Source organism: Actinomadura xylanilytica, assembly GCF_030283145.1.
Lineage (GTDB): Bacteria > Actinomycetota > Actinomycetes > Streptosporangiales > Streptosporangiaceae > Spirillospora > Spirillospora xylanilytica.
The window spans coordinates 911,857-936,992 of sequence record NZ_JASNWE010000001.1 but is presented as its reverse complement, the minus strand read 5'-3'; the positions used below and the strand labels follow the sequence as shown (position 1 = coordinate 936,992).

Below are 25,136 nucleotides of genomic sequence, written 5' to 3'. Positions count from 1 at the left end.
GCTTACCAATCCCGCCGCCCGGCCCCAAACCGGCGCCCGGACCGGTGCACGGAGCATCCCGGCCGCCATGGGAACATGGGATACGGCAAGATCCGTCATTTCCCTGTCCACCTGCGAGTTTGTGAACGGACCCCGGTGCCAGCGCCAGAGCCCAACAAGACCGACCCCGCGATCATCCGCAACTTCTGCATCATCGCGCACATCGACCATGGCAAGTCGACGCTCGCCGACCGGATGTTGCAGCTGACCGGGGTGGTCGAGGACCGCCAGATGCGCGCCCAGTACCTCGACCGGATGGACATCGAGCGCGAGCGCGGCATCACCATCAAGAGCCAGGCGGTCCGGCTGCCGTGGACCGGCGCGGACGGCCGCGGGTACGTGCTCAACCTGATCGACACCCCGGGCCACGTGGACTTCTCCTACGAGGTGTCCCGGTCGCTGGCCGCCTGCGAGGGCGCGGTGCTGCTGGTGGACGCGGCGCAGGGGATCGAGGCGCAGACGCTGGCCAACCTCTATCTGGCGATCGAGGCCGACCTGGACATCATCCCGGTGCTCAACAAGATCGACCTGCCCGCGGCGCAGCCGGACAAGTACGCCGCGGAGCTGGCCGGGATCATCGGCTGCGAACCGTCCGACGTGCTGCGGGTGTCCGGCAAGACCGGCGAGGGCGTCACCGAGCTGCTCCACCGGATCGTCGAGGTGGTGCCGGCGCCGGTCGGCGACCCCGACGGCCCGGCCCGCGCGCTGATCTTCGACTCGGTGTACGACACCTACCGCGGCGTGGTGACGTACGTGCGGATCATCGACGGGCACCTGTCCCGCCGCGACAAGAGCATGATGATGTCGACCGGGTCGGCGCACGACACCCTGGAGGTCGGGGTGATCTCCCCGGAGCCCAAGCCCGCTGCGGGCCTCGGCGTCGGCGAGGTCGGCTATCTGATCACCGGGGTGAAGGACGTGCGCCAGGCGCGCGTCGGCGACACCGTCACCACCTCGGCCCGGCCCGCGCCGGTGGCCCTCGGCGGCTACCAGGACCCCAAGCCGATGGTGTTCTCCGGCCTCTATCCGGTGGACGGCGACCAGTACCCCGAGCTGCGCGACGCGCTCGACAAGCTGCGGCTCAACGACGCCGCGCTGGTGTACGAGCCCGAGACGTCGGTGGCGCTCGGGTTCGGGTTCCGCTGCGGGTTCCTCGGGCTGCTGCACATGGAGATCGTCCGCGAGCGGCTGGAGCGCGAGTTCGACCTGTCGCTGATCTCCACCGCGCCCAACGTGGTCTACCGGGTGGTCATGGAGGACGGCACCGAGCACGTCGTCACCAACCCCAGCGAGTTCCCCGAGGGCAAGATCGACACCGTGTACGAGCCGATCGTCCGGGCCACTCTGCTGTCCCCGAGCGAGCACATCGGCGCGATCATGGAGCTGTGCCAGGGCCGCCGCGGCGTGCTGCTCGGCATGGACTACCTGTCGGAGGACCGGGTCGAGATCCGCTACACGCTGCCGCTCGCCGAGATCATCTTCGACTTCTTCGACCAGCTCAAGTCGCGCACCCGCGGCTACGCCTCGCTCGACTACGAGCCGAGCGGCGAGCAGGAGTCCGACCTGGTGAAGGTCGACATCCTCTTGCAGGGCGAGTCGGTCGACGCGTTCAGCCAGATCGTGCACAAGGAGAAGTCCCGCGAGTACGGGCTGCGGATGACGGCCAAGCTCAAGGAGCTCATCCCGCGGCAGCAGTACGAGGTGCCGATCCAGGCGGCGATCGGGGCCCGCATCATCGCCCGTGAGAACATCCGCGCCATCCGCAAGGACGTCCTCGCCAAGTGCTACGGCGGCGACATCTCCCGTAAGCGCAAGCTGCTGGAGAAGCAGAAGGAGGGCAAGAAGCGGATGAAGACGATCGGCCGGGTCGACGTCCCGCAGGAGGCGTTCGTCGCCGCCTTGTCCACCGGCAGCGAGGCCCCGGGCGACAAGGGCCGGAAGTAGCGGTGCACGGGCCGGCGCGGTGACGGTCTGCACCGCGCCGGACCCGCATCCCCCCGGACTCGCGCCCGGGGGTCACTTCACCAGCGGCCAGGCGATGATCTTGGGAGTGCTGCGGAACTCGCCGCGGTTGGCCGCTCTGGCCGCGTGCACCAGGAAGAACATGACCGCGGCCGTGTAGAGGATCGGCACCCAGATGAGAAGGCTCACGGCGAGCGAGAGCAGCCCGGCGACGACCCAGACGACGAACGCGCCGATGCCGATGTTGAGCCCCTGCGCGGCGTGCCGCCGGACGAACGGCGAGCGGGCCTTCCCGAGGTAGACGATCGCCGGGGCGATCGCGCCGACCAGGAACTGGCCGAGGTAGGCCATCAGCGACCAGGTCGTGTCGTCGTGGCTGACCGGGCCGAAGTGGCCGGGCATCTGCGCGGTGCCGCGGCCCTGCGGGTCCGGAGGAGGGGGCGGAGGCCCGGGCTGCTGCCAGGCGGACTGCTGCCAGGCGGGCTGCCGGCCCTGGCCGGGTGACGGGGGAGGCCCGTAGGCCATGGCGGGTGTCCTCTCCGGTGTCGGCTGGAGTTGTTGGCGAAGTGTACGACTCTTTGGACGCGCCCGAAGTTCGATGGTTCCCGCTTTCAGATTGTTTGCGGCGTGCCGTCCCGAAATGAGTTGCCCAGGGGAATGGCCGGGCAGTGACGGCACGCCGCGATCCCGGACGGCGGTGGCGGGTCAGGGCCGCCAGAGGACGGAGACGGGGGACGCGGCGGTGAGCGTCACCGATCCCTTCCACTGGACGAACGACCGCTGCGGAAGGTACGCGCCGCGCAGGAAGAACCCGCGGCCGACCGACGTGACCGTCGCGGGGGCGCCGTTGTCGCCGAGCCCCACCGGCTGCCGGACGGCCTCGATGCTCGCGATGTCGCCGGCGGTGGTGCCCTCGGGCAACTCGACCGTGGTGGCGACCGCGCCGTCCCGGTCGATCGACCAGGTGCGTTCACCGTGGTCGGAACGGTAGACGCGGGACGGATCGCGCCGGAGCCGCACGCCCAGCGTCACTCCGGGCACCGACCCGCCGCCCGCGGCGTCGCCGGTCCGCTTGGCGAACTCGATGAACAGGTAGGCGCGCTGGTCGCCGACCTCCCGAGTGCCGGGGTCGGACGGCTTCTCGATCTTCGCCTCGCGCACCATCTCCTGGGCCATGACCCGGTAGGTCCACGGCTCGCGGTCCATCACCACCTCGCGGGCGCGCGAGGCGGGCCGGGTCCCGGACGCGTCCGGCAGGAATCGCAGCGGCGCGTCCGGGCTGACGACGTCGCACATGTTGTTGTTGTCGGTGCAGGTCTGGAGGACGGGGTGGTCGCCCTTGTAGCGGCCGGTGAACTTCAGCGTCAGATGCTGCGGCGCCTGGTACACGCTGGTGTCCGCGACGCGCCGTCCGGACGCGTCCACCTCGACGCGGTACACCCACTCGATGTCGGTCGTGCGTCCCCAGCGGGCCATCAAGGCGGGAGTGTCGGTGCCGCCGTCCTCATTGCTCCATACCAGCGAGTACTCCAGCACGCGGTGGCCAGGGGCGCCGGCCCCGCCCTGGCCGGCGGGCCGGATCTCATGCCAGGCGATCAGCGGGGTGTCGGTGCGCGCGTTCTGGTACGGGTCGCCGAACGGCCAGCCGGTGCGTCCGACGACGATGGGCGCGTGCCGTAGCGCGAGCTGGTCCGCCTGCGGCATCCGCACCTGCGGCCGGGTAAGGACGACGCGACGTGCGGCCGGGGCGCTGCCTTGGGCGAAGCGCAGAGTCACCTTGTGCTTCCCACGGCGCAGACGCCCCAGCCCGAGGCTGCGCGGTGTCGGGTCGGACGAGGGGACCACCAGATCGGTCACGTGACGCCCGTCCACGGCCAGCGACACCACTGCGGACTCGGCTCCCTTACGAGCCCAGGAGACGCCGGGCGCGGCGACGGTGAAGGCGATGACGGCCTCGCCGTCCCGTCCGGCCGAGTAGGACAGGGAGCGGGCGGGGCCGCCCCGGTCGAGGGTGAGAGTGCTGGCGGAGGCAGCAGGGGTTGCGGGGACCGGGGAGGCTGCGGAGGCGGGGACGGAGTAGAGGAGTGCACCGGCGAGGGCACCGGTGAGGCCGGAGGCGGCGTAACGCACGCGGCATCTCATGAGCGGCGAACCTAGAGGGACGCGGTCGCGTTCGGGTGAAGAACCGGTCCCTCGTGAGTGTCGGGACGGTTGAGAGCCGTCCCGCGTTCAGCCTCGGGCCCAGCGAGGGGCGGGGGCGTCGTCGGACGGCGGCTGGAGCGACACCCCGGTGAAGCGTTCCTCGAGGACGGCGTCCCCGTCCGCGGTGGGCTCGGGTTCGGGTTCGGAGAGCATGAGGCCGAGCGCGGGCAGCCGGACCGTCCGGCCTCGCCGGACCACCTCATGCCCGAGCTCGCGGAAGAGCGCGACCACGTCGGCCGCCGTCTCGTCCAGGAGGTCGATGCCGTCGAGCCGGACCCGCAGCTCGGGGGAGCCGCCCCAACCGGGGCCGCGGGTGCCGAAGATCTCGCCGAGCCGCTCGACGCCGTCCGCGCCGCGTTCGGTGGACAGCGCGAGCCGCCCCCGGCCGACCCGCACCCCCTGGTGCCCCGCCCAGCCGCACACCGGCGACGGGGTGGGCGGGGCGGTCGCACATCGCTCGGCGACCGCGGCGAGGGTCGCCCACACGTCCGGGGCCCGCGTGGAGAACAGCAGGCTGGCGTCCGGGAGCAGGGCGCCGCGTCCGGGCTCCAGGGTGATCAGGAACGGCGCCGCCCGGCCCGGGAAGCGCGCCGGGTCGGGGTCGCGGAGCGTGACCAGCCCCTCCCAGGAGACCGGGTCGTCCACCGCGAACCAGGCGATGTCGGCCTCCACGCCCAGCTCGGCGAAGGTCCGGTCGGTGAGCCGCCAGGCGATCGTCTCGCGCATGGCCTCGGCCGCGTCGGCGAGCCTGCGGCGCCACCACGGGGGTTCGGGGTCGTTCCCGCCGCCGGTCCGCCAGCGGACCCCCGGTCCGGCGAGCCCGTGCCGCTCCTCGGTGGACGCCTTGTCGACGATCACGTAGTGCCAGCCACCCGGTTCGCCGCGCAGCACCACGCGCGCGGGCACCCGCCCGTACACGGCCGCCCCCACATCCCCCTCGTCCCGCATTCGGCCGAGCCTATCCGCCCCCGCCGGCCACAGCGCGGGCGCTGCGAACACACCGGACGCACCGGGACGTACCGGGGCGCGACGGTCGGACGGGGCGAACGGGCGATGGTCCGTCCGGGCGGGCGGCCGGACGCTCGGCCGGCCGCCGGGACGACGGGGGATCTGCGCGGCGATCAGCCAAGATCGTCACGTATGGTCCCCAGAGGCGTCGCGGTGGTTCGCCGCGACACGGGCGCCGCTGCTTGGTCCGGGCCGCTATGTCGGTACGGTCGGAGGGCAGCGGCCGCGACGGTTCCGGAGGTTCGAGCGTGACCCACTCCGAGCAGGTTCTGCGTTCCCCGAAAGAGCGGGAAACGGTGGACGGGGCCGTCCGCGCGCTGCGCTCCGCCGCGCCGTTCGGCTGGGAACGGCTCGGCTTCGAGTTCCGGGCGACGGTCGGCATCGACAGCGCCTCGTTCGAGGTCGTCGACTCCGAGGGCGGGATGCGGCAGGCCTTCCCCCCGGGGCACGCCATCGGCAAGATGGACGAGCTGCGCCGCGTCATGTACCGCCGGGGGAAGGGCGCGTGGTTCACCGCCCGCCTCGACATCGAGAGGTCCGGCCGGTTCAGCGCCGAGTTCGACTACGACGGCGAGCCCGACTTCACCCCGGCGCTCGACCCGGCCGCCTATGTCATCGACCTCGACCGCTTCCCGCGCTCCGACGATCACATCCCGGCCTGGCTGCGCGCCAAGCTCCGCGACGCCTGACGCGGCGACGAGGTCCATAGGGCCGAACCCGAACCCGAACCCGAACCCGTGCCCCGGGACACGCCTGGCTTGGGCACGGGTCCGGGCACGGCAGACTTGAGGGGTGCCCGCGACCCTTCCCGATGGTGACCCCGTTCCCGCCGACGGCGCGCTGCCCCGCGGCGCCACGGAGGGGCTGGGCACCCGCCCGTTCGCCTTCTACGTCCACGTCCCGTTCTGCGTGACCCGCTGCGGCTACTGCGACTTCAACACCTACACCGCGACCGAGCTGGGCCCGGGCGCGAGCCGCGACTCCTATGCCGACACCGCGATCGCCGAGGTGCGGATGGCGCGGCGGGTGCTCGGCGACGCCGACCTGCCGGTCGAGACCGTGTTCGTCGGCGGCGGAACCCCGACGCTGCTGCCGCCGGACGACCTCGGCCGGATCCTCGCGGCCGTCGACGCCGAGTTCGGGCTGGCGCCGGGCGCCGAGGTCACCACCGAGGCCAACCCCGAGTCGGTCGACCAGGCGTACCTGGAGGGCCTGCGCGAGGCCGGGTTCACCCGCGTCTCGTACGGCATGCAGAGCGCCCGCGAGCACGTCCTGAAGGTCCTCGACCGCACGCACACCCCCGGGCGCGTCCCGCTCGTCGTGGACTGGACCCGGAAGGCCGGCTTCGAGCACGTCAACCTCGACCTGATCTACGGGACGCCGGGGGAGAGCGACGAGGACTGGCGGCTCTCCCTGGAGGCGGCGCTCTCCACCGGCCCCGACCACGTGTCGGCGTACGCGCTGATCGTCGAGGAGGGCACCCGGCTGGCCGCCCGCGTCCGCCGCGGCGAGCTGGCCACCCCCGACGACGACGCGATGGCCGACCGCTACCTGATGGCCGACGAGATGCTGAGCGCTCATGGCCTGCGCTGGTACGAGATCTCCAACTGGGCCACCGGCCCCGGCGCGGCCTGCCGCCACAACCTCCTCTACTGGACCGGCGCCGACTGGTGGGGCGTCGGGCCCGGCGCGCACAGCCACGTCGGCGGTACCCGCTGGTGGAACGTCAAGCATCCCGCCGCCTACGCGGCCCGGCTGGCCGAGGGCGTCACACCCGCGCACGCGCGCGAGGTCCTGGACGACGCCGACCGCCGGATCGAACGGATCATGCTGGAGCTGCGCCTCGCCGACGGCTGCCCGGCCGCGCTGCTGGACGACGCGGCGGTGGCCCGCGCGATCGGCGACGGGCTGATCGAGGCCGGGCCCTACCGCGAACGCGGCAGGGCCGTCCTCACCACCCGCGGCCGGCTCCTCGCCGACGCCGTCGTCCGCGACCTCACTTGACCATCGGCCAGGCCATGAACGCCGGGAACCTGTACCAGTCGCCCCGGTTGCCCGCCACCGCCGCGATGATCAGGAACACGATCTGCGTGATGCCGAGCGCGATCGCGGTCAGGAAGCCGATCAGCACGAACATCAGCGCGATGTTGATCACCGAGTAGATGATCTGGGTGATGGTGAAGTTGAGGCCCTGCGCGCCGTGGTGGCGCAGGAACGGCGACTCGTCCTTCTTGATCAGGAAGACCAGCAGCGGGGCCAGGAAACCGAGCGAGACGAACCACAGGACCAGCTGCCCGAGATGGGTCAGCAGCGCCCAGGTCCGCTCGTCCTGCGTCACCGGGGCGTACGCCCCGTACGCCCCGGGTCCGTAGGGCTGCATCTGTCCGCCGTACCCGGGCGCCTGCCCGTACCCCGGCTGCCCGTACCCGGGGGCCTGCCCGTACTCCGGCGGGTGTCCGTACCCGGGCTGTCCGTACTCGGGCCCATATCCAGGCTGTCCGTATCCGGACTGGCCGTATCCAGGTTGCCCGTACCCGGGCTGCTCGTACTCCGGCCGTTCCCGGCCAGGCTGGTCCTCGGGTGGCCCGTGCGTCATCGCGTTGCTCCTCGTCCAGGGCGGCGGCGGGGATCTAGGGATCGGGGACGGTCACGAAGTCGATCAGTTCCTCGACGCGGCCGAGCAGGGCCGGCTCCAGGTCGGTGAAGGAGTCGACGGACCCGAGGATCCGCTTCCAGGCGGCGCCCACGTTGTCTCCCCAACCCAGCGCGGTGAGCACACCCTCCTTCCACGATACGCCGCGCGGGACCCGCGGCCAGGCGGGAATCGCGACGGCGGCGGGCTTGACCGCCTCCCAGATGTCGATGAACGGGTGGCCGGTGATCAGCACGTGGGGGGACGAGACCTGCGCGGCGATCCGGCTCTCCTTGGAGCCCTCCACCAGGTGGTCGACCAGCACGCCGAGGCGCCTGCCCTCGCCGGGGCCGAACTCCTCGACGATCGCGGGGAGGTCGTCCACGCCCTCCAGGTACTCCACGACGACGCCCTCGACCCGCAGGTCGTGGCCCCAGATCTTCTCGACCAGCTCGGCGTCGTGGACGCCCTCCACGTAGATGCGGCTCTCCTTGGCCACCTGGGCGCGCAGGCCGCGCACCGCGATCGACCCGGAGGCCGAGCGGGCGGGCGCGCGCGGGGCCGCGTCCGGCCGGACCAGCGTGACGGGCCGTCCGTCGATCAGGAAGCCCGACTTGTCGAGCGGGAAGACCCGGCGCTTGCGGAACCGGTCCTCCAGCGTGACCCCGAACTTGTCGCAGCCGACGACCGCGCCGCAGAAGCCGCTTCCGGGGTCCTCCGCCACCAGGCCGGGTTCGGCCGGGATCTCCGGTATCTGGCCTTTGCGGGGTAGTCGCCAGTCTCCCGCCAGAATGTCGTCACCGTAGTCCTTGCTCCGCACGGTTGGGCACTCTAACGAGAGCGAGGCCGTCCGGCACCCCCGGAGTGCCCCCGCCTGGCCGTACACTTGGCACTCGGAAGTACGGAGTGCCAGTACGGGGGCAGGGAGGTGACCACGTGCTCGACGACCGGAAACTCGCGGTCCTGCGCGCCATTGTCGAGGACTTCGTCTCCACCAACGAGCCGGTGGGCTCCAAGGCCTTGGTGGACCGGCACAATCTCGGCGTGTCGTCGGCGACGATCCGCAACGACATGGCGGTGCTGGAGGAGCAGGGCTACATCGCCCAGCCGCACACCAGCGCCGGCCGCGTCCCTACCGACAAGGGCTACCGGCTGTTCGTCGACCGGCTGTCCAACATCAAGCCGCTCTCCGGCGCCGAGCGCCGCGCGATCGAGACGTTCCTGAGCGGCGCCTACGACCTCGACGACGTCGTCGGCCGCACCGTCCGGCTGCTCGCCCAGCTCACCCGGCAGGTCGCCGTGGTGCAGTACCCGTCGCTGACCCGCTCGTCGGTGCGGCATGTCGAGCTGGTCCCGGTCGCCTCCGAACGGCTCCTGCTGGTCCTGATCACCAACACCGGGCGGGTCGAGCAGCGGGTCATCGAGACCCACGGCACGGTCTCCGAGGAATCGATCGGGCACCTGCGGGCGTTGCTCAACACATGCCTCGACGGATGCGGGCTGGGCGAGGTCCCGGTCGCGGTCGCCGACCTGCCCGACCAGGTCGGTGCGGACGAGCGCCCGCTCGCCGCGGCGGTGCTGTCGGTGCTGCTGGAGACGCTCGTCGAGAAGCACGAAGAGAAGATCGTTTTCGCCGGCGCGGCCAACCTGGCCGCGATGGACTTCTCCCTGAGCCTGCGCGGCGTGCTGGAGGCCCTGGAGGAACAGGTGGTGCTGATGCGGCTGCTCGGTGAGACCGGCGACTCCTCTACAGTTACGGTTCGGATCGGTACCGAGAACCCCGATGAGGGACTCCGGTCGACCTCGGTCGTCGCCGCCGACTACGGCGTCGGCGACCTCACCCTGGCCCGGCTCGGTGTGCTCGGGCCGACACGCATGGATTACCCCAGCACGATGGGAGCGGTACGGGCAGTGGCACGCTACGTCGGACAGATCCTGGCGGGGTCGTAAGTGGCCAACGACTACTACGCGACCCTCGGCGTCCGGCGCGACGCCGGCGCCGACGAGGTCAAGAAGGCCTACCGCCGGCTCGCGCGCGAACTCCACCCGGACGTCAACCCGGACCCGGAGACCCAGGAGAAGTTCAAAGAGATCACCCAGGCGTACGAGGTGCTCTCCGACCCCCGCAAGCGCGAGATGTACGACCTCGGCGCCGACCCGTTCGCGTCCGGCGGCGGGGGTGGGGGCGCGGGCGGCTTCGCCGGGGCCGGGTTCCCGTTCAGCGACATCATGGACGCGTTCTTCGGCACCTCGGCCTCGCGCGGCCCCCGGTCCCGGGCGCGGCGCGGGCGCAACGCCACCCTGCGGGTCGAGCTCGACCTCCAGGAGACGGCGTTCGGTACCACCCGCGAGCTGTCCATCGACACCGCGGTCGCCTGCACGAGCTGCGAGGGCAGCGGCTGCGCGCCGGGCACTCACCCCGACACCTGCGACACCTGCCACGGGCGGGGCGAGGTGCAGCAGGTGCAGCGCTCGTTCCTCGGCCAGGTCATGACCGCGCGCCCGTGCCCGCAGTGCGGCGGGTTCGGCTCGGTGATCCGCAACCCCTGCCCCGAGTGCTCGGGCGACGGCCGGGTCCGCACCCGCCGGACGGTCAAGGTCAAGATCCCCGCCGGGGTGGAGAACGGCATCCACATCCAGCTCGCGGGCGAGGGCGAGATCGGCCCCGGCGGCGGCCCGCCCGGCGACCTGTTTCTGGAGATCGCCGAGAAGCCGCACCCGATCTTCGAGCGGGAGGGCGACGACCTGCACTGCACCGTGCAGATCCCGATGACCGCCGCCGCGCTCGGCACCAACGTCACCATCGAGAGCCTCGACGGCCCCGAGGGCATCGACATCAAGCCCGGCACGCAGTCCGGCCAGGTCATCACGATGTACGGCCGGGGCGTCCGGCACCTCAACGAGAGCGGTCGCGGCGACCTGATGATCCACGTGAACGTGGAGACGCCGCACCGGCTCGACGAGGAGCAGGAGGATCTGCTGCGGCGACTGGCCAAGCTGCGCGGTGAGGAGCGGCCCCCGGGCAAGTTCGCGCCGGGCCAGCGCGGCAAGCTGTCCCGCATCTGGGACGTGTTCAACCAGCACTGAAGAGTCACCGTGGCGGCCTATCAGGAAGGCCGCCACGGCGATCCCCCGCCGTGACGGAGGCCCCGACGGGACCGCCGTTCAGGGATTCCGTTCCGGGGGCTTCCGCTCCGGGCTCCGCTCAAGGGGCTCGGTTCCGTCCGTGGGGGGTCGATGAGTCCGCCGGTGTTCCTCGCAGACGGCGGCCAGCTGGAGGGCGACCGCGTCGTCCTCGGCGGCGCCGAGGGGCGGCACGCCGCCACCGTGCGGCGGCTGCGCTCGGGCGAGCGCGTCGACCTCACCGACGGGGCCGGGCTGCTGGCCGAGTGCGTCGTCGTCGAGACGGGCCGCGCGGCCCTGACGCTGGACGTGCTGGCCCGGCATCACCAGCCGCCCCCGGAGCCGCGCCTGGTGGTCGTCCAGGCCCTCCCGAAGGGCGACCGGGGTGAGCTGGCCGTCGAGACCATGACCGAGGTCGGCGTCGACGAGATCGTGCCGTGGGCCGCGTCCCGCTGCGTGACGCAGTGGCGGCCCGAACGCCGCGACAAGGCCCTCGCGCGCTGGCGCAACACCGCCCGCGAGGCGGCCAAGCAAGCCCGCCGCACCCGGCTGCCCGAGGTCGCCGACCTGGCCGCCACGCCCGCGGTGGCCGGCCGGATCGCCGCCGCGTCCCTCGCGCTGATCCTGCATGAGGAGGCCGACGCGCCGCTCAGCGCCGTCGAGCCCCCGGCCACGGGTGAGATCGTGCTCGTCGTGGGCCCCGAGGGCGGCATCACCGACGAGGAGCTGGACCGTTTCGCCGCGTCCGGTGGCCGGGCCACCCGGCTCGGCCCGACGGTGCTGCGCACCTCGACCGCGGGCGTGGCCGCCGCGTCGGTCCTGCTGGCGGCCACCGGCCGCTGGTGACACCCCGCCGGGGCGGGGTCACGGGCTGGACGCGCTGCTGGACTCGGAGGCCGACGGGGTCTCGGTCGGCGGCTCCTCCGTCGGCGGCTCGGTGGGCGGGTCCGGGTCGGTCGGCTTCGGCGTCGTCGTGGTCGGCGACGGCAAGGGCGTCGTCGGCGGGGTCTGCCCGGTCCCGCAGGGCTTGCCGGCGGCCGTGTCGCCTTCGCCCGGCTCCCGGATCGGGGCCGAGCGGCCCGGCGAGGCGCCCGCCCCCGCGGCGGCGGGCGAGGAGGCGCACAGCGGCGATCCCGGCGCGGTCGCCGGCTCCGACGACGGCGGCTCGCTCGGGGTGCCGGACCCGGGCTCGCCCGGGGACGCGGGGACCGGCTGACCGTCCGGCCCGCTCGTGGTGGCGGTGCGGTCGGCGTCGGTGGAGTCGTCGTGGCTCTTGCCGGACGGGCCGTTGTTGCCCACCGACTGCTGGATGAGGCTGATCGTCTGCGGCGCGGACACGCCGATGCCGGCGATGGCCACGGCGGCGGCGACGGCCAGCACCGGGCGCGTCCAGCCGGGGGTGAGCCAGTAGCGGGCGACCCGGCGCCGCTCGCTCTGCTCGATGCGGGCCCGGATGCGTTCCAGGCCGTCGCCCGCGGGGATGACCTCGTCCGCCTCCGCGTGCAGGGCACGGCGCAGGATCTCGCTGTGCTCGTCGTCGGGGTGGGTGGTCATGAGAACTGCTCCAGGACGTTGCGTAGCGCGGTCATGCCGCGTGCCGTGTGGCTCTTGACGGCACCGCGGGAGATGCCCATCGCGTTGGCGATCTCCGCTTCGGACAGATCGGCGTAGTAGCGCAGGACGAGCGCCTCGCGCTGCCGGCCGGGGAGCCCCGCGAGCGCGTCGATCACCGCGGACCGCTCCAGTTCCCCGATGGCCCCGGCCTCGGCGCTGGGCGCGTCGGGCAGGCCCTTGGGGGCGTACTTCTCGACCACGGCCCGGTGCCGCAGCACCGACCGGGAGCGGTTGACCACCGACTGGCGCAGGTAGGACAGGGCCTTGTCGGGGTCGCGCAGCCGCCGCCAGCCGCCGTGCATCGCCACGAACGCGTCCTGGACGACCTCCTCGGCCGTCCCGGAGTCGCGGACGAGCATCGCCGCGAGCCGCACGAGCGAACGGTAGTTGGCGCTGTAGAGCGCGGTCACGGCCTGATCGGCGTCCCAGGCGACGGCCACCGCGCCCGCCGCGCCCCTGGCCACGAGGGTCTCGGTCACATCAGTGGGACGCGCGCCCCCGTCGTCGGGTTTACGAAAGGGCATCTTCTGTCTTGCCTCGGTCACCTGTCCGCCGCCTTTGCCGCCCCCCAGCCGTCCGGACGGACGGTGCCTTCGGCGCGGCGCGAAGGGGCGAACCCCGACGGCCGAGGCGAGGCGCGCGTCCTGTACGGGCCGGGGGGAACGCCTGAGTTGCCAACCATAGCCAGTGAGCGGGCGGGACGAGGCGTATCCAGCGGATGTTGATCAAGCGATTTCGGGCCCGCGGCACGGCCGTGGCGGGCCGCGTCCCGCCCAGGTCTCGATAGGATTCCGGAGCGGTCACGGCCGCTGGGAGGAGAGCGATGACGGACTGCCTGTTCTGCAAGATCGTTTCCGGGGACGTGCCGGCCAAGGTCGTCCGGGAGACCGAACGCGTCCTCGCGTTCCGCGACATCAACCCGCAGGCCCCCACGCACGTGCTGGTCATCCCCAAGGAGCACCACCCGTCCGTCGCGGAGCTCGCCGCCACCGACGCCGGGCTGCTGGCCGAGGTGCTCGGGGAGGCCCACCAGGTCGCGGCGGACGAGGGGGCGGCCGAGCCGGGCTACCGGGTGGTGTTCAACACCGGCCCGCAGGCCGGCCAGACGGTGCTCCACGTGCACGCGCACGTGCTCGCCGGGCGCGGCCTCAACTGGCCGCCCGGCTGACCCGCACCGCACCGGGCGCCCGCACCGGCCCTGGGGCCGCCCGCCGTTTCGCGGGCGGCGGCCGGGGCGGGCGGGCGGAAATGCGGCGGCGTGCCGCCGTGGGCGCCCAGTACCATGGATGTGACGGAGGCTGGACACCCGGAGCACACAGAAGGCAGGTCGGAGAGGCCGCAAGGCCCGCTGATGGTCGAATCAACCCAGGCGAAGCGCGGCGGACCGGGTGGCCCGCGCGCCCAGATGAAGATCGTGGTGCCCGACGACCATTCGATGGTGAGCCTCCTCGGCTCCCGGGATGAGTTGCTGCACGTCATCGAGCACGCCTTCCGCAGCGACATCCACGTGCGCGGCAACGAGATCACCGTGACCGGCCCCGAGGCCGAGTCCGAGCTGATCTCCCGGCTCTTCACCGAGCTGGTCGACCTGCTCAGGAGCGGCACCCAGCTCACCCCCGACGCGGTCGAGCGGAGCCTGGCGATGCTGCGCGGCGGGGACGGCGAGAGCCCGGCCGAGGTGCTGACCCTCGACGTGCTGTCCGGACGGGGCCGGACGATCCGCCCGAAGACGGTCAACCAGAAGCGGTACGTCGACGCGATCGACAAGCACACGATCGTGTTCGGCATCGGCCCGGCCGGCACCGGCAAGACCTACCTGGCCATGGCCAAGGCGGTCCGGGCGCTCCAGGACAAGAAGGTCAACCGCATCATCCTGACCCGGCCGGCGGTCGAGGCCGGCGAGCGGCTCGGCTTCCTGCCCGGCACGCTCTACGAGAAGATCGACCCCTACCTGCGCCCGCTGTACGACGCGCTGCACGACATGGTCGACCCCGACTCGATCCCGCGGCTGATGGCGGCCGGCACCATCGAGGTGGCGCCGCTGGCCTACATGCGGGGGCGCACCCTTAACGACTCGTTCATCATCCTCGACGAGGCGCAGAACACCTCGCCCGAGCAGATGAAGATGTTCCTCACCCGGCTCGGCTTCGGCTCCAAGGTGGTGGTGACCGGCGACGTCACCCAGGTCGACCTGCCCAGCGGGAACAAGAGCGGGCTGCGGGTCGTCCAGGACATCCTGGAGGGCGTCGAGGACATCCACTTCTGCCGGCTGAACAGCCGCGACGTCGTCCGGCACAAGCTGGTGACCGACATCGTCGACGCCTACAGCCGGTTCGACGAGTCGCAGGTGGCGGGCATCGAGCAGGGGGCGGCGGGACGCGGCGCGTCCCGCAAGCGGGGGCGTTAGATGAGCATCGAAGTGTTGAACGAGTCCGGGGTCACGGTCGAGGAGAAGCGGCTCGGCGACCTGGCCCGGCACGTGCTGGACGGGCTGCGCGTGCACCCGCTGGCCGAGCTGTCGGTGCTGCTGGTCGACGAGGACGCGATGACCGAGCTGCACGAGAAGTGGATGGACGAGCCGGGCCCGACCGACGTGCTGTCGTTCCCGATGGACGAGCTGCGGCCCGGCCACATGCCGGGCGGCTCCGACGACGACGACGCCGAGCCTGGGCTGCTCGGCGACGTGGTGCTGTGCCCGGCGGTCGCCGAGCGGCAGGCGCGGACGGCGGGGCACGGCACCCGCGACGAGCTCGAGCTGCTCTGCACGCACGGCATCCTGCACCTGCTCGGCTACGACCACGCCGAGCCCGACGAGCACAAGGAGATGTTCGGCCTCCAGGCCGAGCTGCTCGACTCCTGGCACGCCGCCCGGCGATGAGCACGGCTCAGGGATGGCTGTCGGCCCTGGCGGTGGGCCTGGTCGTCCTCGCCGGGCTGCTCGCCGGCACCGAGACCGCGCTGGCCCGGGTGTCGCGGGTCCGGGTGGAGGAGCTGGTCCGCGACGGGCGCCGCGGCGCCGGACGGCTGGCCGACGTCGTCGCCGACCCGGCCCGCTACCTCAACATGGTGCTGCTGCTGCGGATCGGCTGCGAGCTGGTCGCCACGGTGATCGTGGCCGATCTGTGCATCTCCTGGCTGGACGAGACCTGGCGGGCCTACGTCGTCGCCGCGGTGCTGATGATCGTGGTCAGCTACGTCGCGATCGGGGTCGGCCCCCGCACCCTCGGCCTCCAGCACGCCGAGCGGATCGCGCTGACCGGCGCCGCGGTGATCCACCCGGTGACCCGGGTGTTCGGGCCGCTGCCCCGGCTGCTGATCCTGCTCGGCAACGCGCTGACGCCGGGCCGGGGGTTCCGCGAGGGGCCGTTCGCGTCCGAGGCGGAGCTGCGCGACCTGGTCGACCTCGCCGAGCAGCGCAGCCTGATCGAGCCGGACGAGCGGCAGATGATCCACTCGGTGTTCGAGCTGGGCGACACCCTCGTCCGCGAGGTGATGGTGCCGCGCACCGACATCGTGTTCATCGAGCGCGGTAAGACGCTCCGGCAGGCCATGTCGCTGGCCCTGCGCAGCGGCTTCTCGCGGATCCCGGTGGTCGGCGAGAACGAGGACGACGTGGTCGGCATCGCCTACCTCAAGGACATCGTCCGGCGCGGCCACGAGCACCGCGAGGTCGAGTCGGTGGAGGCGGTCGAGTCGGTGATGCGCCCGGCCACCTACGTGCCCGACAGCAAGCCGATCGACGAGCTGCTGCGGGAGATGCAGGCCCGGCAGATCCACCTGGCCATCGTGATCGACGAGTACGGCGGCACCGCCGGGCTGGTCACCATCGAGGACATCCTCGAGGAGATCGTCGGAGAGATCGCCGACGAGTACGACGTGGAGGCCCCGCGGGTCGAGTGGCTCCCGGACGGCGCGGCCCGGGTCACCGCCCGGCTGCCGGTGGAGGATCTGGCCGAGCTGTTCGACGTCGAGCTCGATGTCGAGGAGGTCGAGACCGTGGGCGGGCTGCTGGCGCACGCGCTCGGCCGGGTGCCGATCGAGGGCTCCACCGCCGAGGTCGGCGCGGACGGCGCGGACGGCGCGCCGGGGCTGTCGCTCAAGGCCGAGAGCATCGCCGGGCGCCGCAACCGGATCGGCGCCGTGCTGGTGCGCCGGGTCGGCGGGCGCCCGCCGGGTGCGAGCGCGGCGGGGGACCGCACCTCCGGAGAACGCCGCGGCGCCACCGGGCACGCCCGGTAGTCGCATTTGCGCGAAGGGTTAATTTCATTACCCGGCGGGAACGTTCTGGCGCGTTGAGGGATTCGGGGGGATCTCATGCCGCGCACCGTCCGGTACGTCGCGTTCGCCGCCTGCGCGGCGCTGGGCGTCGCCGGCCCGGCCCTCACCGACTGCGGCGGCGCCCCACCGCGCACAGGGGCGGGTTCCGCGGTCCTGGCGGCGGCCGTCCTGACCGGACGCGACGTCCCGCCGGAGTTCCTGCCCGCCGAAGACCAGCACCCTTTCGACGGGCTCCGGCCGGACGACCCGTACTGCGCCCGCCTGCTGAGGATCACCGGCGCCATCCGCGCCCGCGACTTCGGCGGGGACGGCGGCTCACCCGAAGCGCACGCCGCGTTCTACCGCCTGGAACCCGAGGCGACCCTGGTCCAGCACGTGTTCCGGCTGCCGTCCGGGAAGGCCGCCGCGGCCGTCGACAGGGGCCGCAGGGCGGTCGCGGGCTGCCCCCGGCTCACGTTCACGTTCGGCTACCGGGGGATCGGCATGCGCCGGGCGCTGCTGCGGCGTCCGGCGGCCGTCCCCGACGCGTTCGCGGTGCGCTACTGGTCCGGGCCGGGCCCGCAGCCGGTCGCCCTCGACATGATCATGGCGCGGACGGCTGACGACCTGCTCGTCCTCGCCGCGCCCGGCGCCCTCGGCGCCGGGGGCGCGCACGGCTTCGAGGGGATCGCCGCGAAGGCCATCGCCAAGCTCGCCGCCCTGCGCGGGACGACCCCGCCACAGGCCGGCGCGCCATGACCCCGCGCGCCATGATCAGGCGGGCCCGGCGAGGGTCCGGCGGTCAGCCGACGGTCGAGCGGAGCGTCCCGTCGGGAGCGGCGAGGAAGACCGGGGCCTTGGCACCCAGGTCGCGCACGGCCGCCACATCGGACGCGGCGACGCCGTCACCGCCCGTGACGAGGGCCGCGGCCTCCAGGTCCTCGGCGCCACTGGACACCGCCATGGCCACCGCCACCTGGAGGGCGGTCAGCTTCAACGACGGCAGGTCGACGCTGGTCGCCGAGTAGGTCCGCCCGGTCTCGTCCCGCACGGCCGCCCCCTCGGCGGCCCCGGTACGCGCCCGCGTGGACCGCGCCAGCGTAATGATCTTCTCGTCCTCACCGCTCAGCTCACTCACGCCCCCAGCCTAGAACCCCCGTGCGGTCCTCGCTTCGCTGCGGTGGGCGCCCCCCAGGCCCCCGTCGAAGGGCCAGGGTTCTTGCTCTGCTCCGGTCCGGCTGGCCGGTTTCTCCCTGGGGGCGACCCCCAGACCCCCGCCGAAGGGCCAGGCGGTCCTCGCTCTGCTCCGGTCCGGCTGGCCGGTTTCTCCCTGGGGGCGACCCCCAGACCCCCGCCGAAGGGCCAGGCGGTCCTCGCTCTGCTCCGGTCCGGCTGGCCCGATGGCCGATGTGATCGGTCGGGTAGGCGACAATTGGGGGGTGACAGCGCTGGGAGACACGACGACCGAACGACCGCCCGAGGGTTTCCGGTCCGGGTTCGCCTGCTTCATCGGACGCCCCAACGTGGGCAAGTCGACCCTGATGAACGCCCTGGTCGGCACCAAGGTGGCGATCACCAGCAGCCGGCCGCAGACCACCCGGCGGGCGATCCGCGGGATCGTGCACCGCCCCGACGCCCAGCTGATCGTCGTCGACACCCCCGGCCTGCACAAGCCCCGCACGCTGCTCGGCGAGCGGCTCGACAGCCTGGTTCGCTCCACCCTCACCGAGGTCGACGCGATCGGCTTCTGCGTCCCCGCCGACCAGACGGTCGGGCCCGGCGACCGGTTCATCGCCCGCGAGCTCGCCGGGGTCAAGGGGACCCCGATCGTCGCGATCGTCACCAAGACCGACACCACGCCCCCGGAGCAGGTCGCCGAGCAGCTTCTGGCCGTCGGCCGGCTGGGCGAGTTCGCCGACATCGTGCCCTGCTCGGCGCGCGACGGGTTCCAGGTCGGGCTCGTCGGCGACCTGCTGATCTCGCACCTGCCCGAGGGCATGCCGCTCTACCCCGAGGGCGACCTCACCGACGAACCCGAGCAGACGCTGGTGGCGGAGCTGATCCGCGAGGCGGCGCTGGAGGGCGTCCGGGACGAGCTGCCGCACTCGATCGCCGTCGTGGTCGACGAGATGGCCCCCCGCGAGGGACGCGAGGACCTCATGGACGTCTACGCCCACCTCTTCGTCGAACGGCCCAGCCAGAAGGCCATCGTCATCGGCACCAAGGGCGCCCGGCTCCGCGACGTCGGCACCCGCGCCCGGCAGCAGATCGAGGCCCTGCTCGGCACCAAGGTCTTCCTCGACCTGCGGATCAAGGTCCTCAAGGACTGGCAGCGCGACCCCAAGCAGCTCCGCCGCCTCGGCTTCTACGACTGATCCCGCCTCAGGCGTCGGGCGGCGTCCAGCCTTCGGGCTGCGACCGGCCCTCCTCGCCGGTCCGGCTCCCGCCCTCGGCCGAGGGCGGCGCCGGTTCGGGCTCGGCCTCGCCGGACGGGCGATCGGACGCGGCGGGCGCCTCGTCCGGGACGGGCCGCTCGGCCGGAGGACCCTCAGGCTCGGCCTCGGGACGGGGCGCGAGGTAGGGGGACGTCGCCGGGACGCCGCGGCGGGTCAGGCGGCTGGTGACGGGGTGCGCCAGGCTCAAGCCGATGACGAGCAGGGACGTCGCCACCGCCACGTACCAGCCGTACCGCAGGCCGATCTGGTAGCCGACGCCCAGTCCCTCGTCCGGCATGTGGTCGCGGACGTCGCCGAGGCGCAGCACGAACAGGCCGCAGGCCAGCAGCGTCAGCGTGCCGGTGATGGCGCCGAGCGCGGTGATGCGCGGGTCGGCGAAGCCCCAGAAGGTCATCGCGATGGTCACCAGCGCCAGCACGGGCACGCTGATCACCAGGTCGTCGGCGTCGATCCCGGCGACGGTGCCGAGGTTGCGGCTGAGGGGACGGCCGAACAGGTCGACGACCACCAGGGCCTGCGCCCACGGCAGGAACGCCGACACGAGCTGGACCGCCGCCGCCGCGATCAGCGCGATGCTCCAGCCGGTGCCCCGGCGCCGCGGCTCCGGGACGGCCGCCAGGGCGAACGCGGGCGGCGGCGGGTGCCGGTCGACGTGCGGAAGGAAGTCGGGACGCGGGCCCACCGGGGCCGGCTCCGGGTGGGCACCCTCACCTACGGAACCGAGGTCACCAGTCATGGATCCAGCGTAGAGGGGCGCGTCCGGTTCGCCGGGGCGGCCACGGCGGGGCGCGCTGGTCGATGGTGCGGAACGACGCCCGCTTTGATGGACGGAGTCCGGTGTCGTGGTTTTTGAGGGTGTCGGTGTCCGCTGTGAGCCTCATCACCGATTCGGCGGTGCGCTGACCCGAGGCCGGCCGGAGTGCTGCACTCGTCGAAGGGAGGACGGCCGATGCCCGCACCCGCCGAGCGGAGCGAGATCATGTGCACCCTACGGAACGCCGGGACGGCGCTGGTCCGCGCCCCCGCGCCGCGCCTGGCCGAGGGGATCGTCACGCACGTCGAGCGCCGTCCGGTCGACACCGGGCTGGCCGCGCGGCAGCACCGGGCATACGTCACTGCGCTGCGGTCCGCCGGCTGGCGGGTCCGCGCGGTGCCCGACAGCCCGTCGCCGGACGGGGTGTTCGTGGAGGACACCGTGGTGGTGTGCGGCGATCTGGCCGTGCTCGCGCGGTCCGGTGAGGCCGGCCGCCGGGGCGAGGTGGCGGGGGTGGAGCGCGCGGTGCGCGATCTCGGGTTGCGGGTCGCGCGGATCGAGACGCCCGGGACGCTCGACGGCGGCGACGTGCTGCGGGCCGGGAACACCGTCTACGTCGGGCACGGAGCCCGTACCAACGCCGACGGGATCTGCCAGCTCGCGACCCTGCTGGGCGGACGGCGCGTCGTGCCGGTCGGCACCCGCGGCTGCCTGCACCTGAAGTCGGCGGTGACCGCACTGCCGGACGGGACGCTGATCGGGGTCCCCGAGCTGGTCGACACGTCCGCGCTGCCGGGGCTGCGGGTCGCACCCGAGCCAGCGGGCGCGCACGTAGTGGTGCTCGGGCCCGACCACGTGCTGCTGTCGGCCTCGGCGCCGCGCACCGCGCGGCGGCTCGCGGCCGACGGGCTGCGGGTGACGAGCGTGGACATCAGCGAGTTCGAGGCGCTGGAGGGCTGCGTCACCTGCCTCTCGGTGCTGGTCCCCTGATCCGGCGCGCGGGTGCGGCCGCGTTGATCGTCGGGCCCTGGCCGGCGCCGGGGCTCCGCACCCGCTCGCCCTCGCGATCAGGGGAATGACCTGGGGGTCCAGGGGTGTTGATGGGACGGGTGAGTGGCCACGAGTCTCAGCATGCGGGACGCGGTTTCCGTAGCTCGGATGGCGTCTGTTAGTTTGGTAGGCGTGTTGCGTGAGCTGCTCCTCCTTAGTGGCCGCAGCGGGGGCCTGTAACAGGTCGGCTCCCTCGCTGCGGGACAACGCCGTGAGCGTCGGCCGGAGGATCGAGCAGAGGGAAACCACCGGATGTATCCGCAACAGCAGACCTCGGGCATGCCCTTCGAGCGCTACAGCCCGTTCGCACCCGTCAAGCTGGCCGACCGCACCTGGCCGGACGCCGTGATCACCGAGGCCCCGCGCTGGTGCGCGGTGGACCTGCGGGACGGCAACCAGGCGCTGATCGATCCGATGGACCCGCAGCGCAAGCTGCGGATGTTCCAGCTCCTGGTCGGGATGGGCTACAAGGAGATCGAGGTCGGCTTCCCGGCGGCCAGCCAGACCGACTTCGACTTCGTCCGGCAGATCATCGAAGAGGGCCTGGTCCCCGATGACGTGGTGATCCAGGTGCTGACCCAGGCCCGGCCCGAGCTGATCGAGCGGACCTTCGAGTCGGTGCGCGGCGCCAAGCAGGCCATCGTGCACCTGTACAACTCCACCAGCACGCTCCAGCGGCGCGTCGTCTTCGGGCAGGACCGCGACGGCATCACCGCGATCGCGGTCGAGGGCGCCAAGCTGTGCGCCAAGCTGGCCGAGGACATGGGCGACACCGAGATCTACTTCCAGTACTCGCCCGAGTCGTTCACCGGCACCGAGCTGGACTACGCCGTCGAGGTCTGCAACGCCGTCAACGACGTGTGGCGGCCGACGCCCGACCGGAAGGTCATCCTCAACCTGCCGGCCACGGTCGAGATGGCCACCCCGAACGTGTACGCCGACCAGATCGAGTGGATGCACCGCAACCTGGCCTACCGGGACTCGGTCATCCTGTCGCTGCACCCGCACAACGACCGCGGCACCGGGGTCGCCGCCGCCGAGCTCGGCTACATGGCGGGCGCCGACCGGATCGAGGGCTGCCTGTTCGGCAACGGCGAGCGCACCGGGAACGTCTGCCTGGTCACCCTGGGCCTGAACCTGTTCACCCAGGGCGTCGACCCGCAGATCGACTTCTCCGACATCGACGAGGTCCGCCGGACGGTCGAGTACTGCAACCAGCTGCCGGTGCACGAGCGGCACCCCTATGGCGGCGACCTGGTCTACACCGCCTTCTCCGGCTCGCACCAGGACGCGATCAACAAGGGCTTCGACCACCTGGAGCGGGACGCGCGCGAGGCCGGCGTGCCCGTGGAGCGGTTCCACTGGGAGGTCCCGTACCTGCCGATCGACCCCAAGGACGTCGGCCGCTCCTACGAGGCGGTCATCCGGGTCAACAGCCAGTCCGGCAAGGGCGGCGTCGCCTACGTGATGAAGACCGAGCACTCCCTGGAGCTGCCGCGCCGGCTCCAGATCGAGTTCTCCCGGGTGGTGCAGGAGCACACCGACAGCGCCGGCGGCGAGGTCACGCCCGAGCGGATGTGGGAGATCTTCGAGGCCGAGTTCCTGGCCAACGGCCCCCGCGCCGGGCTGCTGGCGCACCGCGCGACCTCCCGGGTGGACGAGAAGGACGCGCTGAGCTGCGACGTCCGGATCGACGGGGAGATCCGCGAGATCGCCGGCGTGGGCAACGGCCCGGTCTCGGCGTTCGAGGCGGCGCTCGCCACGGTGGGCATCCAGGTCCGGGTGCTCGACTACGCCGAGCACGCCATGAGCGCCGGCGGCGACGCCCGCGCCGCGGCCTACGTCGAGTGCGACGTGAACGGCATCTCGGTCTGGGGCGCGGGCATCGACGGCAACATCGTCACCGCCTCCCTCAAGGCGATGCTCTCCGCGGTGAACCGCGTGGCCCGCGTCGCCTGAGCCCGATCGGAGTCTCCCGGCCCACGCCCCGAGGCCGACCGACCCGCGGGTCCTGAGCCGAACCTCTCGGCCCGCGGTCCCGACCGTGTCTTCCGACGCCGCGAAGACGATCGACCCGGTCACCGTGGTGTGAACCATCCGGGTGACCGCTGCTCGGGCCCCGGCCGTGACGACCTCACGGCCGGGGCCTTCGCGCGTCAACCGGAACAGCCCCGACGTGGGCGCGGCCACGCTCCCGTCCGACGGCTCCGCCCGGCTCCTCTGATCCCGCCCCGCGGCCGGGACCTCGATCTCGGCCGCGGGGCCTCAGCGAGCCCGGCCGAGCACGTAATGCACGAGCTCCCGCAACGGCCCGTTGAGCTGGGCCTCACCCACGGCGGTCTCACTGCCGTCGATGTCGATCCGATAGAGGAACTGGTCGGGGATGCGTCCGGGCGGAGGCACCGACCCCAGGTCCACCCGATCGACGAGCCTGGCCAGCACCGGATCGCTGGTGCTGTCGCACTCGCCCCGCTTCTCGATCCCAGCGAACCCGCCGCTGCGGACCACTGTCACCCTCACTCTGTACCCGCTCACCTTCGGGGCGCCCAACCGGCGCCAAAGTGTTCCCGCCCGCCCCCGGGCCGTGTTCCCGCTCGCCTCCCGGCGCCCGAGGGCACCGCGTCGGCTCACTCAGTGTTCCCCGCTCGCCCTCAGGATGTCGCCTACATCGCATGAGGCGTCGCCTTCCCTCTCCGCCATCGGGTCCCATCGCCACCACGCCTCGGAGGCGGTCCGCCTCCGAGGCGCCGAATGGCGTCGCCTTTCTTCGTCGTCGGGCCGGATGCCGCGCCGCTCCGGTCTGGCCACTGTGTCACTCATTCTCCGGCGGGGCGGGCTTCCGGGGCCGGGTCAGGCTTTGAGGCCCACCCCCGCCCAGGCTTCGCGGACCGCGCTCGTCTCGGTGCCCTTCGCGCCGTAGATGCGGGTGGCGGTCTTGACGGTCGCGGTCGCGAAGGCGGTGAACTCGATGTTCTTCGAGAGCGAGCCGCCGGTGAGGGTCTCGTACCAGACCCGGCCCGCCTTCTCCCAGGCGTTGCCGCCGATCGCGGTCGCGGCCAGGTAGAAGGCGTGGTTGGGGATGCCGGAGTTGATGTGGACTCCGCCGTTGTCGCCGCTGGTCTGGACGTACTTGTCCATGTGGGCGGGCTGGGGGTCCTTGCCCAGGCGGGGGTCGTCGTAGGCGGTGCCCGGGGCCTTCATGGACCGCAGGGCGACGCCGTGCACGCCCTCGGCGAGCAGGCCCTCGGCGATCAGCCAGTCGGCCGTGTCGGCGGTCTGCTTCGCGTGCCACTGCTTGATCAGCGAGCCGAAGACGTCGGAGAGCGACTCGTTGAGCGCCCCGGACTGGCCCTGGTAGGCCAGATCGGCGCTGTACTGGGTGATCCCGTGGGTCAGCTCGTGGCCGGTGACGTCGAGCGGGCCGGTGAACGCGGTGAACACCTCGCCGTCGCCGTCGCCGTAGACCATCTGCTCGCCGTTCCAGAAGGCGTTGTCGTAGTCGCGGCCGTAGTGGACGGTGGAGACCATCGGCAGCCCGGCGCCGTCGATGGAGTTGCGCCGGTACGCGGCCTCGAAGAAGTCGAAGGTCGCGCCGAGCCAGTCGTAGGCCTGGTCGACGCCCTTGTCGCCGGTGGTCGCGCCGCCCTCACTGCGGACGGTCTTGCCGGGCAGGCGCTCCTGTCGCTCGGCGTCGTGGATGGTCCGGTCGGGGATGAAGTCCTCGTTGGGCGCGGGCGTGGTGACCATGAGCGTTCTGCGCTCGGTGGCCTGGGCGGCGCTGAGGACGAGGGTGCGGCGGGCTCGGGCGCGGAGGGCGGCGTCGCCGGCGTCGCGGGCGATTCGCTCGAGCATATGCGGGGGCACGATTGCGCATCTCATAGGGCAACGCTGCCAGTTTCATGTGATCCAAACCACAGCTTTGCCGGTACCGGTGCGTCCGATTCCGGTCACTGACCGTAATAGGCGTTCTGTTCCCGGTTGCGGAGGCTCCGGTGGGGTGCGGATCGTGTGCAGATCCGGTGCGGGTGCCCGTCCGAGG

At 72.5% G+C, this 25,136-nt stretch carries 25 protein-coding genes; 14 read left to right on the top strand and 11 right to left on the bottom strand.

The window, feature by feature from the left end:
- The first annotated feature begins 135 nt into the window (after window positions 1-135).
- A complete protein-coding gene (lepA, locus tag QP090_RS04430; RefSeq protein ID WP_285937160.1) occupies window positions 136-1,983 on the top strand; it encodes a translation elongation factor 4 in 1,848 nt (615 codons plus the stop codon).
- Between the two features lie 72 nt (window positions 1,984-2,055).
- Here lepA and QP090_RS04425 read toward each other — a convergent pair whose 3' ends face one another.
- The 3 genes from QP090_RS04425 to QP090_RS04415 all read right to left on the bottom strand — a co-directional run bounded on the left by QP090_RS04425 (window position 2,056) and on the right by QP090_RS04415 (window position 5,151).
- Window positions 2,056-2,526, bottom strand: coding sequence for a DUF4870 domain-containing protein (locus QP090_RS04425; protein WP_285937159.1), 471 nt, complete (start codon window positions 2,524-2,526; stop codon window positions 2,056-2,058).
- A gap of 180 nt (window positions 2,527-2,706) precedes the next feature.
- Window positions 2,707-4,131, bottom strand: a complete 1,425-nt coding sequence (locus QP090_RS04420) for a hypothetical protein (protein ID WP_285937158.1) — start codon at window positions 4,129-4,131, stop codon at window positions 2,707-2,709.
- Window positions 4,132-4,230: 99 nt separating this feature from the next.
- Window positions 4,231-5,151 (bottom strand): hypothetical protein, encoded by a 921-nt coding sequence (locus tag QP090_RS04415; RefSeq protein ID WP_285937157.1) that lies wholly within the window; start codon window positions 5,149-5,151, stop codon window positions 4,231-4,233.
- Window positions 5,152-5,459: 308 nt separating this feature from the next.
- Here QP090_RS04415 and QP090_RS04410 point away from each other — a divergent pair, with 308 nt between their 5' ends.
- Both QP090_RS04410 and hemW read left to right on the top strand, forming a co-directional pair.
- Window positions 5,460-5,900 carry an antitoxin YezG family protein gene (locus QP090_RS04410; protein WP_285937156.1) on the top strand — a complete coding sequence of 147 codons (441 nt, stop codon included), beginning with the start codon at window positions 5,460-5,462 and terminating at the stop codon, window positions 5,898-5,900.
- Between the two features lie 103 nt (window positions 5,901-6,003).
- Window positions 6,004-7,215 (top strand): radical SAM family heme chaperone HemW, encoded by a 1,212-nt coding sequence (hemW, locus tag QP090_RS04405; protein WP_285937154.1) that lies wholly within the window; start codon window positions 6,004-6,006, stop codon window positions 7,213-7,215.
- Here hemW and QP090_RS04400 read toward each other — a convergent pair.
- Complete coding sequence (locus tag QP090_RS04400) at window positions 7,208-7,807, bottom strand: DUF4870 domain-containing protein (protein WP_285937153.1); 600 nt, start codon at window positions 7,805-7,807, stop codon at window positions 7,208-7,210. The two genes, hemW and QP090_RS04400, sit on opposite strands and share 8 nt — an antisense overlap.
- Before the next feature lie 34 nt (window positions 7,808-7,841).
- On the bottom strand, window positions 7,842-8,663 hold the full coding sequence (locus QP090_RS04395; RefSeq protein WP_285937152.1) for a DUF3097 domain-containing protein: 822 nt from the start codon (window positions 8,661-8,663) through the stop codon (window positions 7,842-7,844).
- A 116-nt stretch (window positions 8,664-8,779) separates the two neighbouring features.
- Between QP090_RS04395 and hrcA the strand changes: the two genes are divergently transcribed.
- The 3 genes from hrcA (at window position 8,780) to QP090_RS04380 (ending at window position 11,812) form a co-directional block, all read left to right on the top strand.
- Window positions 8,780-9,793 carry a heat-inducible transcriptional repressor HrcA gene (hrcA, locus tag QP090_RS04390; RefSeq protein ID WP_285937150.1) on the top strand — a complete coding sequence of 338 codons (1,014 nt, stop codon included), beginning with the start codon at window positions 8,780-8,782 and terminating at the stop codon, window positions 9,791-9,793.
- Window positions 9,794-10,930 carry a molecular chaperone DnaJ gene (gene dnaJ, locus QP090_RS04385; RefSeq protein WP_285937149.1) on the top strand — a complete coding sequence of 379 codons (1,137 nt, stop codon included), beginning with the start codon at window positions 9,794-9,796 and terminating at the stop codon, window positions 10,928-10,930.
- Between the two features lie 150 nt (window positions 10,931-11,080).
- Entirely contained in the window at window positions 11,081-11,812 is a 732-nt protein-coding gene (locus tag QP090_RS04380) for a 16S rRNA (uracil(1498)-N(3))-methyltransferase (protein WP_285937148.1), read from the top strand.
- A gap of 18 nt (window positions 11,813-11,830) precedes the next feature.
- On the opposite strand, the gene QP090_RS04375 is transcribed toward QP090_RS04380, so the two are convergent.
- Together QP090_RS04375 and QP090_RS04370 are read right to left on the bottom strand one after the other, a co-directional pair.
- The gene (locus QP090_RS04375) at window positions 11,831-12,520 is read right to left on the bottom strand and encodes a hypothetical protein (protein WP_285937147.1); all 690 of its coding nucleotides are present in this window, start codon (window positions 12,518-12,520) and stop codon (window positions 11,831-11,833) included.
- The gene (locus tag QP090_RS04370) at window positions 12,517-13,059 is read right to left on the bottom strand and encodes a SigE family RNA polymerase sigma factor (RefSeq protein ID WP_285938568.1); all 543 of its coding nucleotides are present in this window, start codon (window positions 13,057-13,059) and stop codon (window positions 12,517-12,519) included. Before QP090_RS04370 ends, QP090_RS04375 begins: the two co-directional genes overlap by 4 nt.
- 344 nt (window positions 13,060-13,403) lie before the next feature.
- Between QP090_RS04370 and QP090_RS04365 the strand changes: the two genes are divergently transcribed.
- The 5 genes from QP090_RS04365 (at window position 13,404) to QP090_RS04345 (ending at window position 17,596) form a co-directional block, all read left to right on the top strand.
- Window positions 13,404-13,748 carry a histidine triad nucleotide-binding protein gene (locus QP090_RS04365; RefSeq protein ID WP_285937145.1) on the top strand — a complete coding sequence of 115 codons (345 nt, stop codon included), beginning with the start codon at window positions 13,404-13,406 and terminating at the stop codon, window positions 13,746-13,748.
- 183 nt (window positions 13,749-13,931) lie between these two features.
- A complete protein-coding gene (locus tag QP090_RS04360; protein WP_285937144.1) occupies window positions 13,932-14,987 on the top strand; it encodes a PhoH family protein in 1,056 nt (351 codons plus the stop codon).
- Entirely contained in the window at window positions 14,988-15,458 is a 471-nt protein-coding gene (gene ybeY, locus QP090_RS04355) for an rRNA maturation RNase YbeY (protein ID WP_285937142.1), read from the top strand.
- Window positions 15,455-16,819: a hemolysin family protein gene (locus QP090_RS04350; RefSeq protein WP_285937141.1), complete on the top strand. Its 1,365-nt coding sequence runs from the start codon at window positions 15,455-15,457 to the stop codon at window positions 16,817-16,819. Before ybeY ends, QP090_RS04350 begins: the two co-directional genes overlap by 4 nt.
- A 75-nt stretch (window positions 16,820-16,894) precedes the next feature.
- Window positions 16,895-17,596, top strand: coding sequence for a hypothetical protein (locus tag QP090_RS04345; protein WP_285937140.1), 702 nt, complete (start codon window positions 16,895-16,897; stop codon window positions 17,594-17,596).
- A 43-nt stretch (window positions 17,597-17,639) separates the two neighbouring features.
- Here the strand turns inward: QP090_RS04345 and QP090_RS04340 are convergent, their stop codons facing one another.
- Window positions 17,640-17,975: a cytidine/deoxycytidylate deaminase family protein gene (locus QP090_RS04340; RefSeq protein ID WP_285937139.1), complete on the bottom strand. Its 336-nt coding sequence runs from the start codon at window positions 17,973-17,975 to the stop codon at window positions 17,640-17,642.
- A gap of 301 nt (window positions 17,976-18,276) precedes the next feature.
- Here QP090_RS04340 and era point away from each other — a divergent pair, with 301 nt between their 5' ends.
- Window positions 18,277-19,212: a GTPase Era gene (gene era / locus QP090_RS04335; RefSeq protein WP_285937138.1), complete on the top strand. Its 936-nt coding sequence runs from the start codon at window positions 18,277-18,279 to the stop codon at window positions 19,210-19,212.
- Between the two features lie 7 nt (window positions 19,213-19,219).
- Here era and QP090_RS04330 read toward each other — a convergent pair whose 3' ends face one another.
- Window positions 19,220-20,029 carry a hypothetical protein gene (locus QP090_RS04330; protein WP_285937137.1) on the bottom strand — a complete coding sequence of 270 codons (810 nt, stop codon included), beginning with the start codon at window positions 20,027-20,029 and terminating at the stop codon, window positions 19,220-19,222.
- 213 nt (window positions 20,030-20,242) lie between these two features.
- On the opposite strand from QP090_RS04330, the gene ddaH reads away from it, so the two are divergent.
- Together ddaH and leuA are read left to right on the top strand one after the other, a co-directional pair.
- Window positions 20,243-21,037 carry a dimethylargininase gene (gene ddaH, locus QP090_RS04325; RefSeq protein ID WP_285937136.1) on the top strand — a complete coding sequence of 265 codons (795 nt, stop codon included), beginning with the start codon at window positions 20,243-20,245 and terminating at the stop codon, window positions 21,035-21,037.
- A gap of 312 nt (window positions 21,038-21,349) precedes the next feature.
- Window positions 21,350-23,056: a 2-isopropylmalate synthase gene (gene leuA / locus QP090_RS04320; protein ID WP_285937135.1), complete on the top strand. Its 1,707-nt coding sequence runs from the start codon at window positions 21,350-21,352 to the stop codon at window positions 23,054-23,056.
- A 306-nt stretch (window positions 23,057-23,362) separates the two neighbouring features.
- On the opposite strand, the gene QP090_RS04315 is transcribed toward leuA, so the two are convergent.
- Entirely contained in the window at window positions 23,363-23,617 is a 255-nt protein-coding gene (locus tag QP090_RS04315; protein ID WP_285937134.1) for a protealysin inhibitor emfourin, read from the bottom strand.
- A 330-nt stretch (window positions 23,618-23,947) separates the two neighbouring features.
- Window positions 23,948-24,949, bottom strand: a complete 1,002-nt coding sequence (locus QP090_RS04310) for a M4 family metallopeptidase (protein WP_329520003.1) — start codon at window positions 24,947-24,949, stop codon at window positions 23,948-23,950.
- Window positions 24,950-25,136: the final 187 nt, after the last annotated feature.

Excerpts from the sequence above, each read along its gene's own strand:
- QP090_RS04425 (WP_285937159.1), bottom strand. The coding sequence starts at position 2,526 with ATGGCCTACGGGCCTCCCCCGTCACCCGGCCAGGGCCGGCAGCCCGCC.
- ybeY (WP_285937142.1), top strand. The coding sequence starts at position 14,988 with ATGAGCATCGAAGTGTTGAACGAGTCCGGGGTCACGGTCGAGGAGAAG.
- QP090_RS04365 (WP_285937145.1), top strand. The coding sequence starts at position 13,404 with ATGACGGACTGCCTGTTCTGCAAGATCGTTTCCGGGGACGTGCCGGCC.
- QP090_RS04380 (WP_285937148.1), top strand. The coding sequence starts at position 11,081 with ATGAGTCCGCCGGTGTTCCTCGCAGACGGCGGCCAGCTGGAGGGCGAC.
- QP090_RS04350 (WP_285937141.1), top strand. The coding sequence starts at position 15,455 with ATGAGCACGGCTCAGGGATGGCTGTCGGCCCTGGCGGTGGGCCTGGTC.
- QP090_RS04375 (WP_285937147.1), bottom strand. The coding sequence starts at position 12,520 with ATGACCACCCACCCCGACGACGAGCACAGCGAGATCCTGCGCCGTGCC.
- QP090_RS04360 (WP_285937144.1), top strand. The coding sequence starts at position 13,932 with ATGGTCGAATCAACCCAGGCGAAGCGCGGCGGACCGGGTGGCCCGCGC.
- QP090_RS04330 (WP_285937137.1), bottom strand. The coding sequence starts at position 20,029 with ATGACTGGTGACCTCGGTTCCGTAGGTGAGGGTGCCCACCCGGAGCCG.
- QP090_RS04415 (WP_285937157.1), bottom strand. The coding sequence starts at position 5,151 with ATGCGGGACGAGGGGGATGTGGGGGCGGCCGTGTACGGGCGGGTGCCC.
- QP090_RS04345 (WP_285937140.1), top strand. The coding sequence starts at position 16,895 with ATGCCGCGCACCGTCCGGTACGTCGCGTTCGCCGCCTGCGCGGCGCTG.
- ddaH (WP_285937136.1), top strand. The coding sequence starts at position 20,243 with ATGCCCGCACCCGCCGAGCGGAGCGAGATCATGTGCACCCTACGGAAC.
- QP090_RS04400 (WP_285937153.1), bottom strand. The coding sequence starts at position 7,807 with ATGACGCACGGGCCACCCGAGGACCAGCCTGGCCGGGAACGGCCGGAG.
- QP090_RS04310 (WP_329520003.1), bottom strand. The coding sequence starts at position 24,949 with ATGCTCGAGCGAATCGCCCGCGACGCCGGCGACGCCGCCCTCCGCGCC.
- leuA (WP_285937135.1), top strand. The coding sequence starts at position 21,350 with ATGTATCCGCAACAGCAGACCTCGGGCATGCCCTTCGAGCGCTACAGC.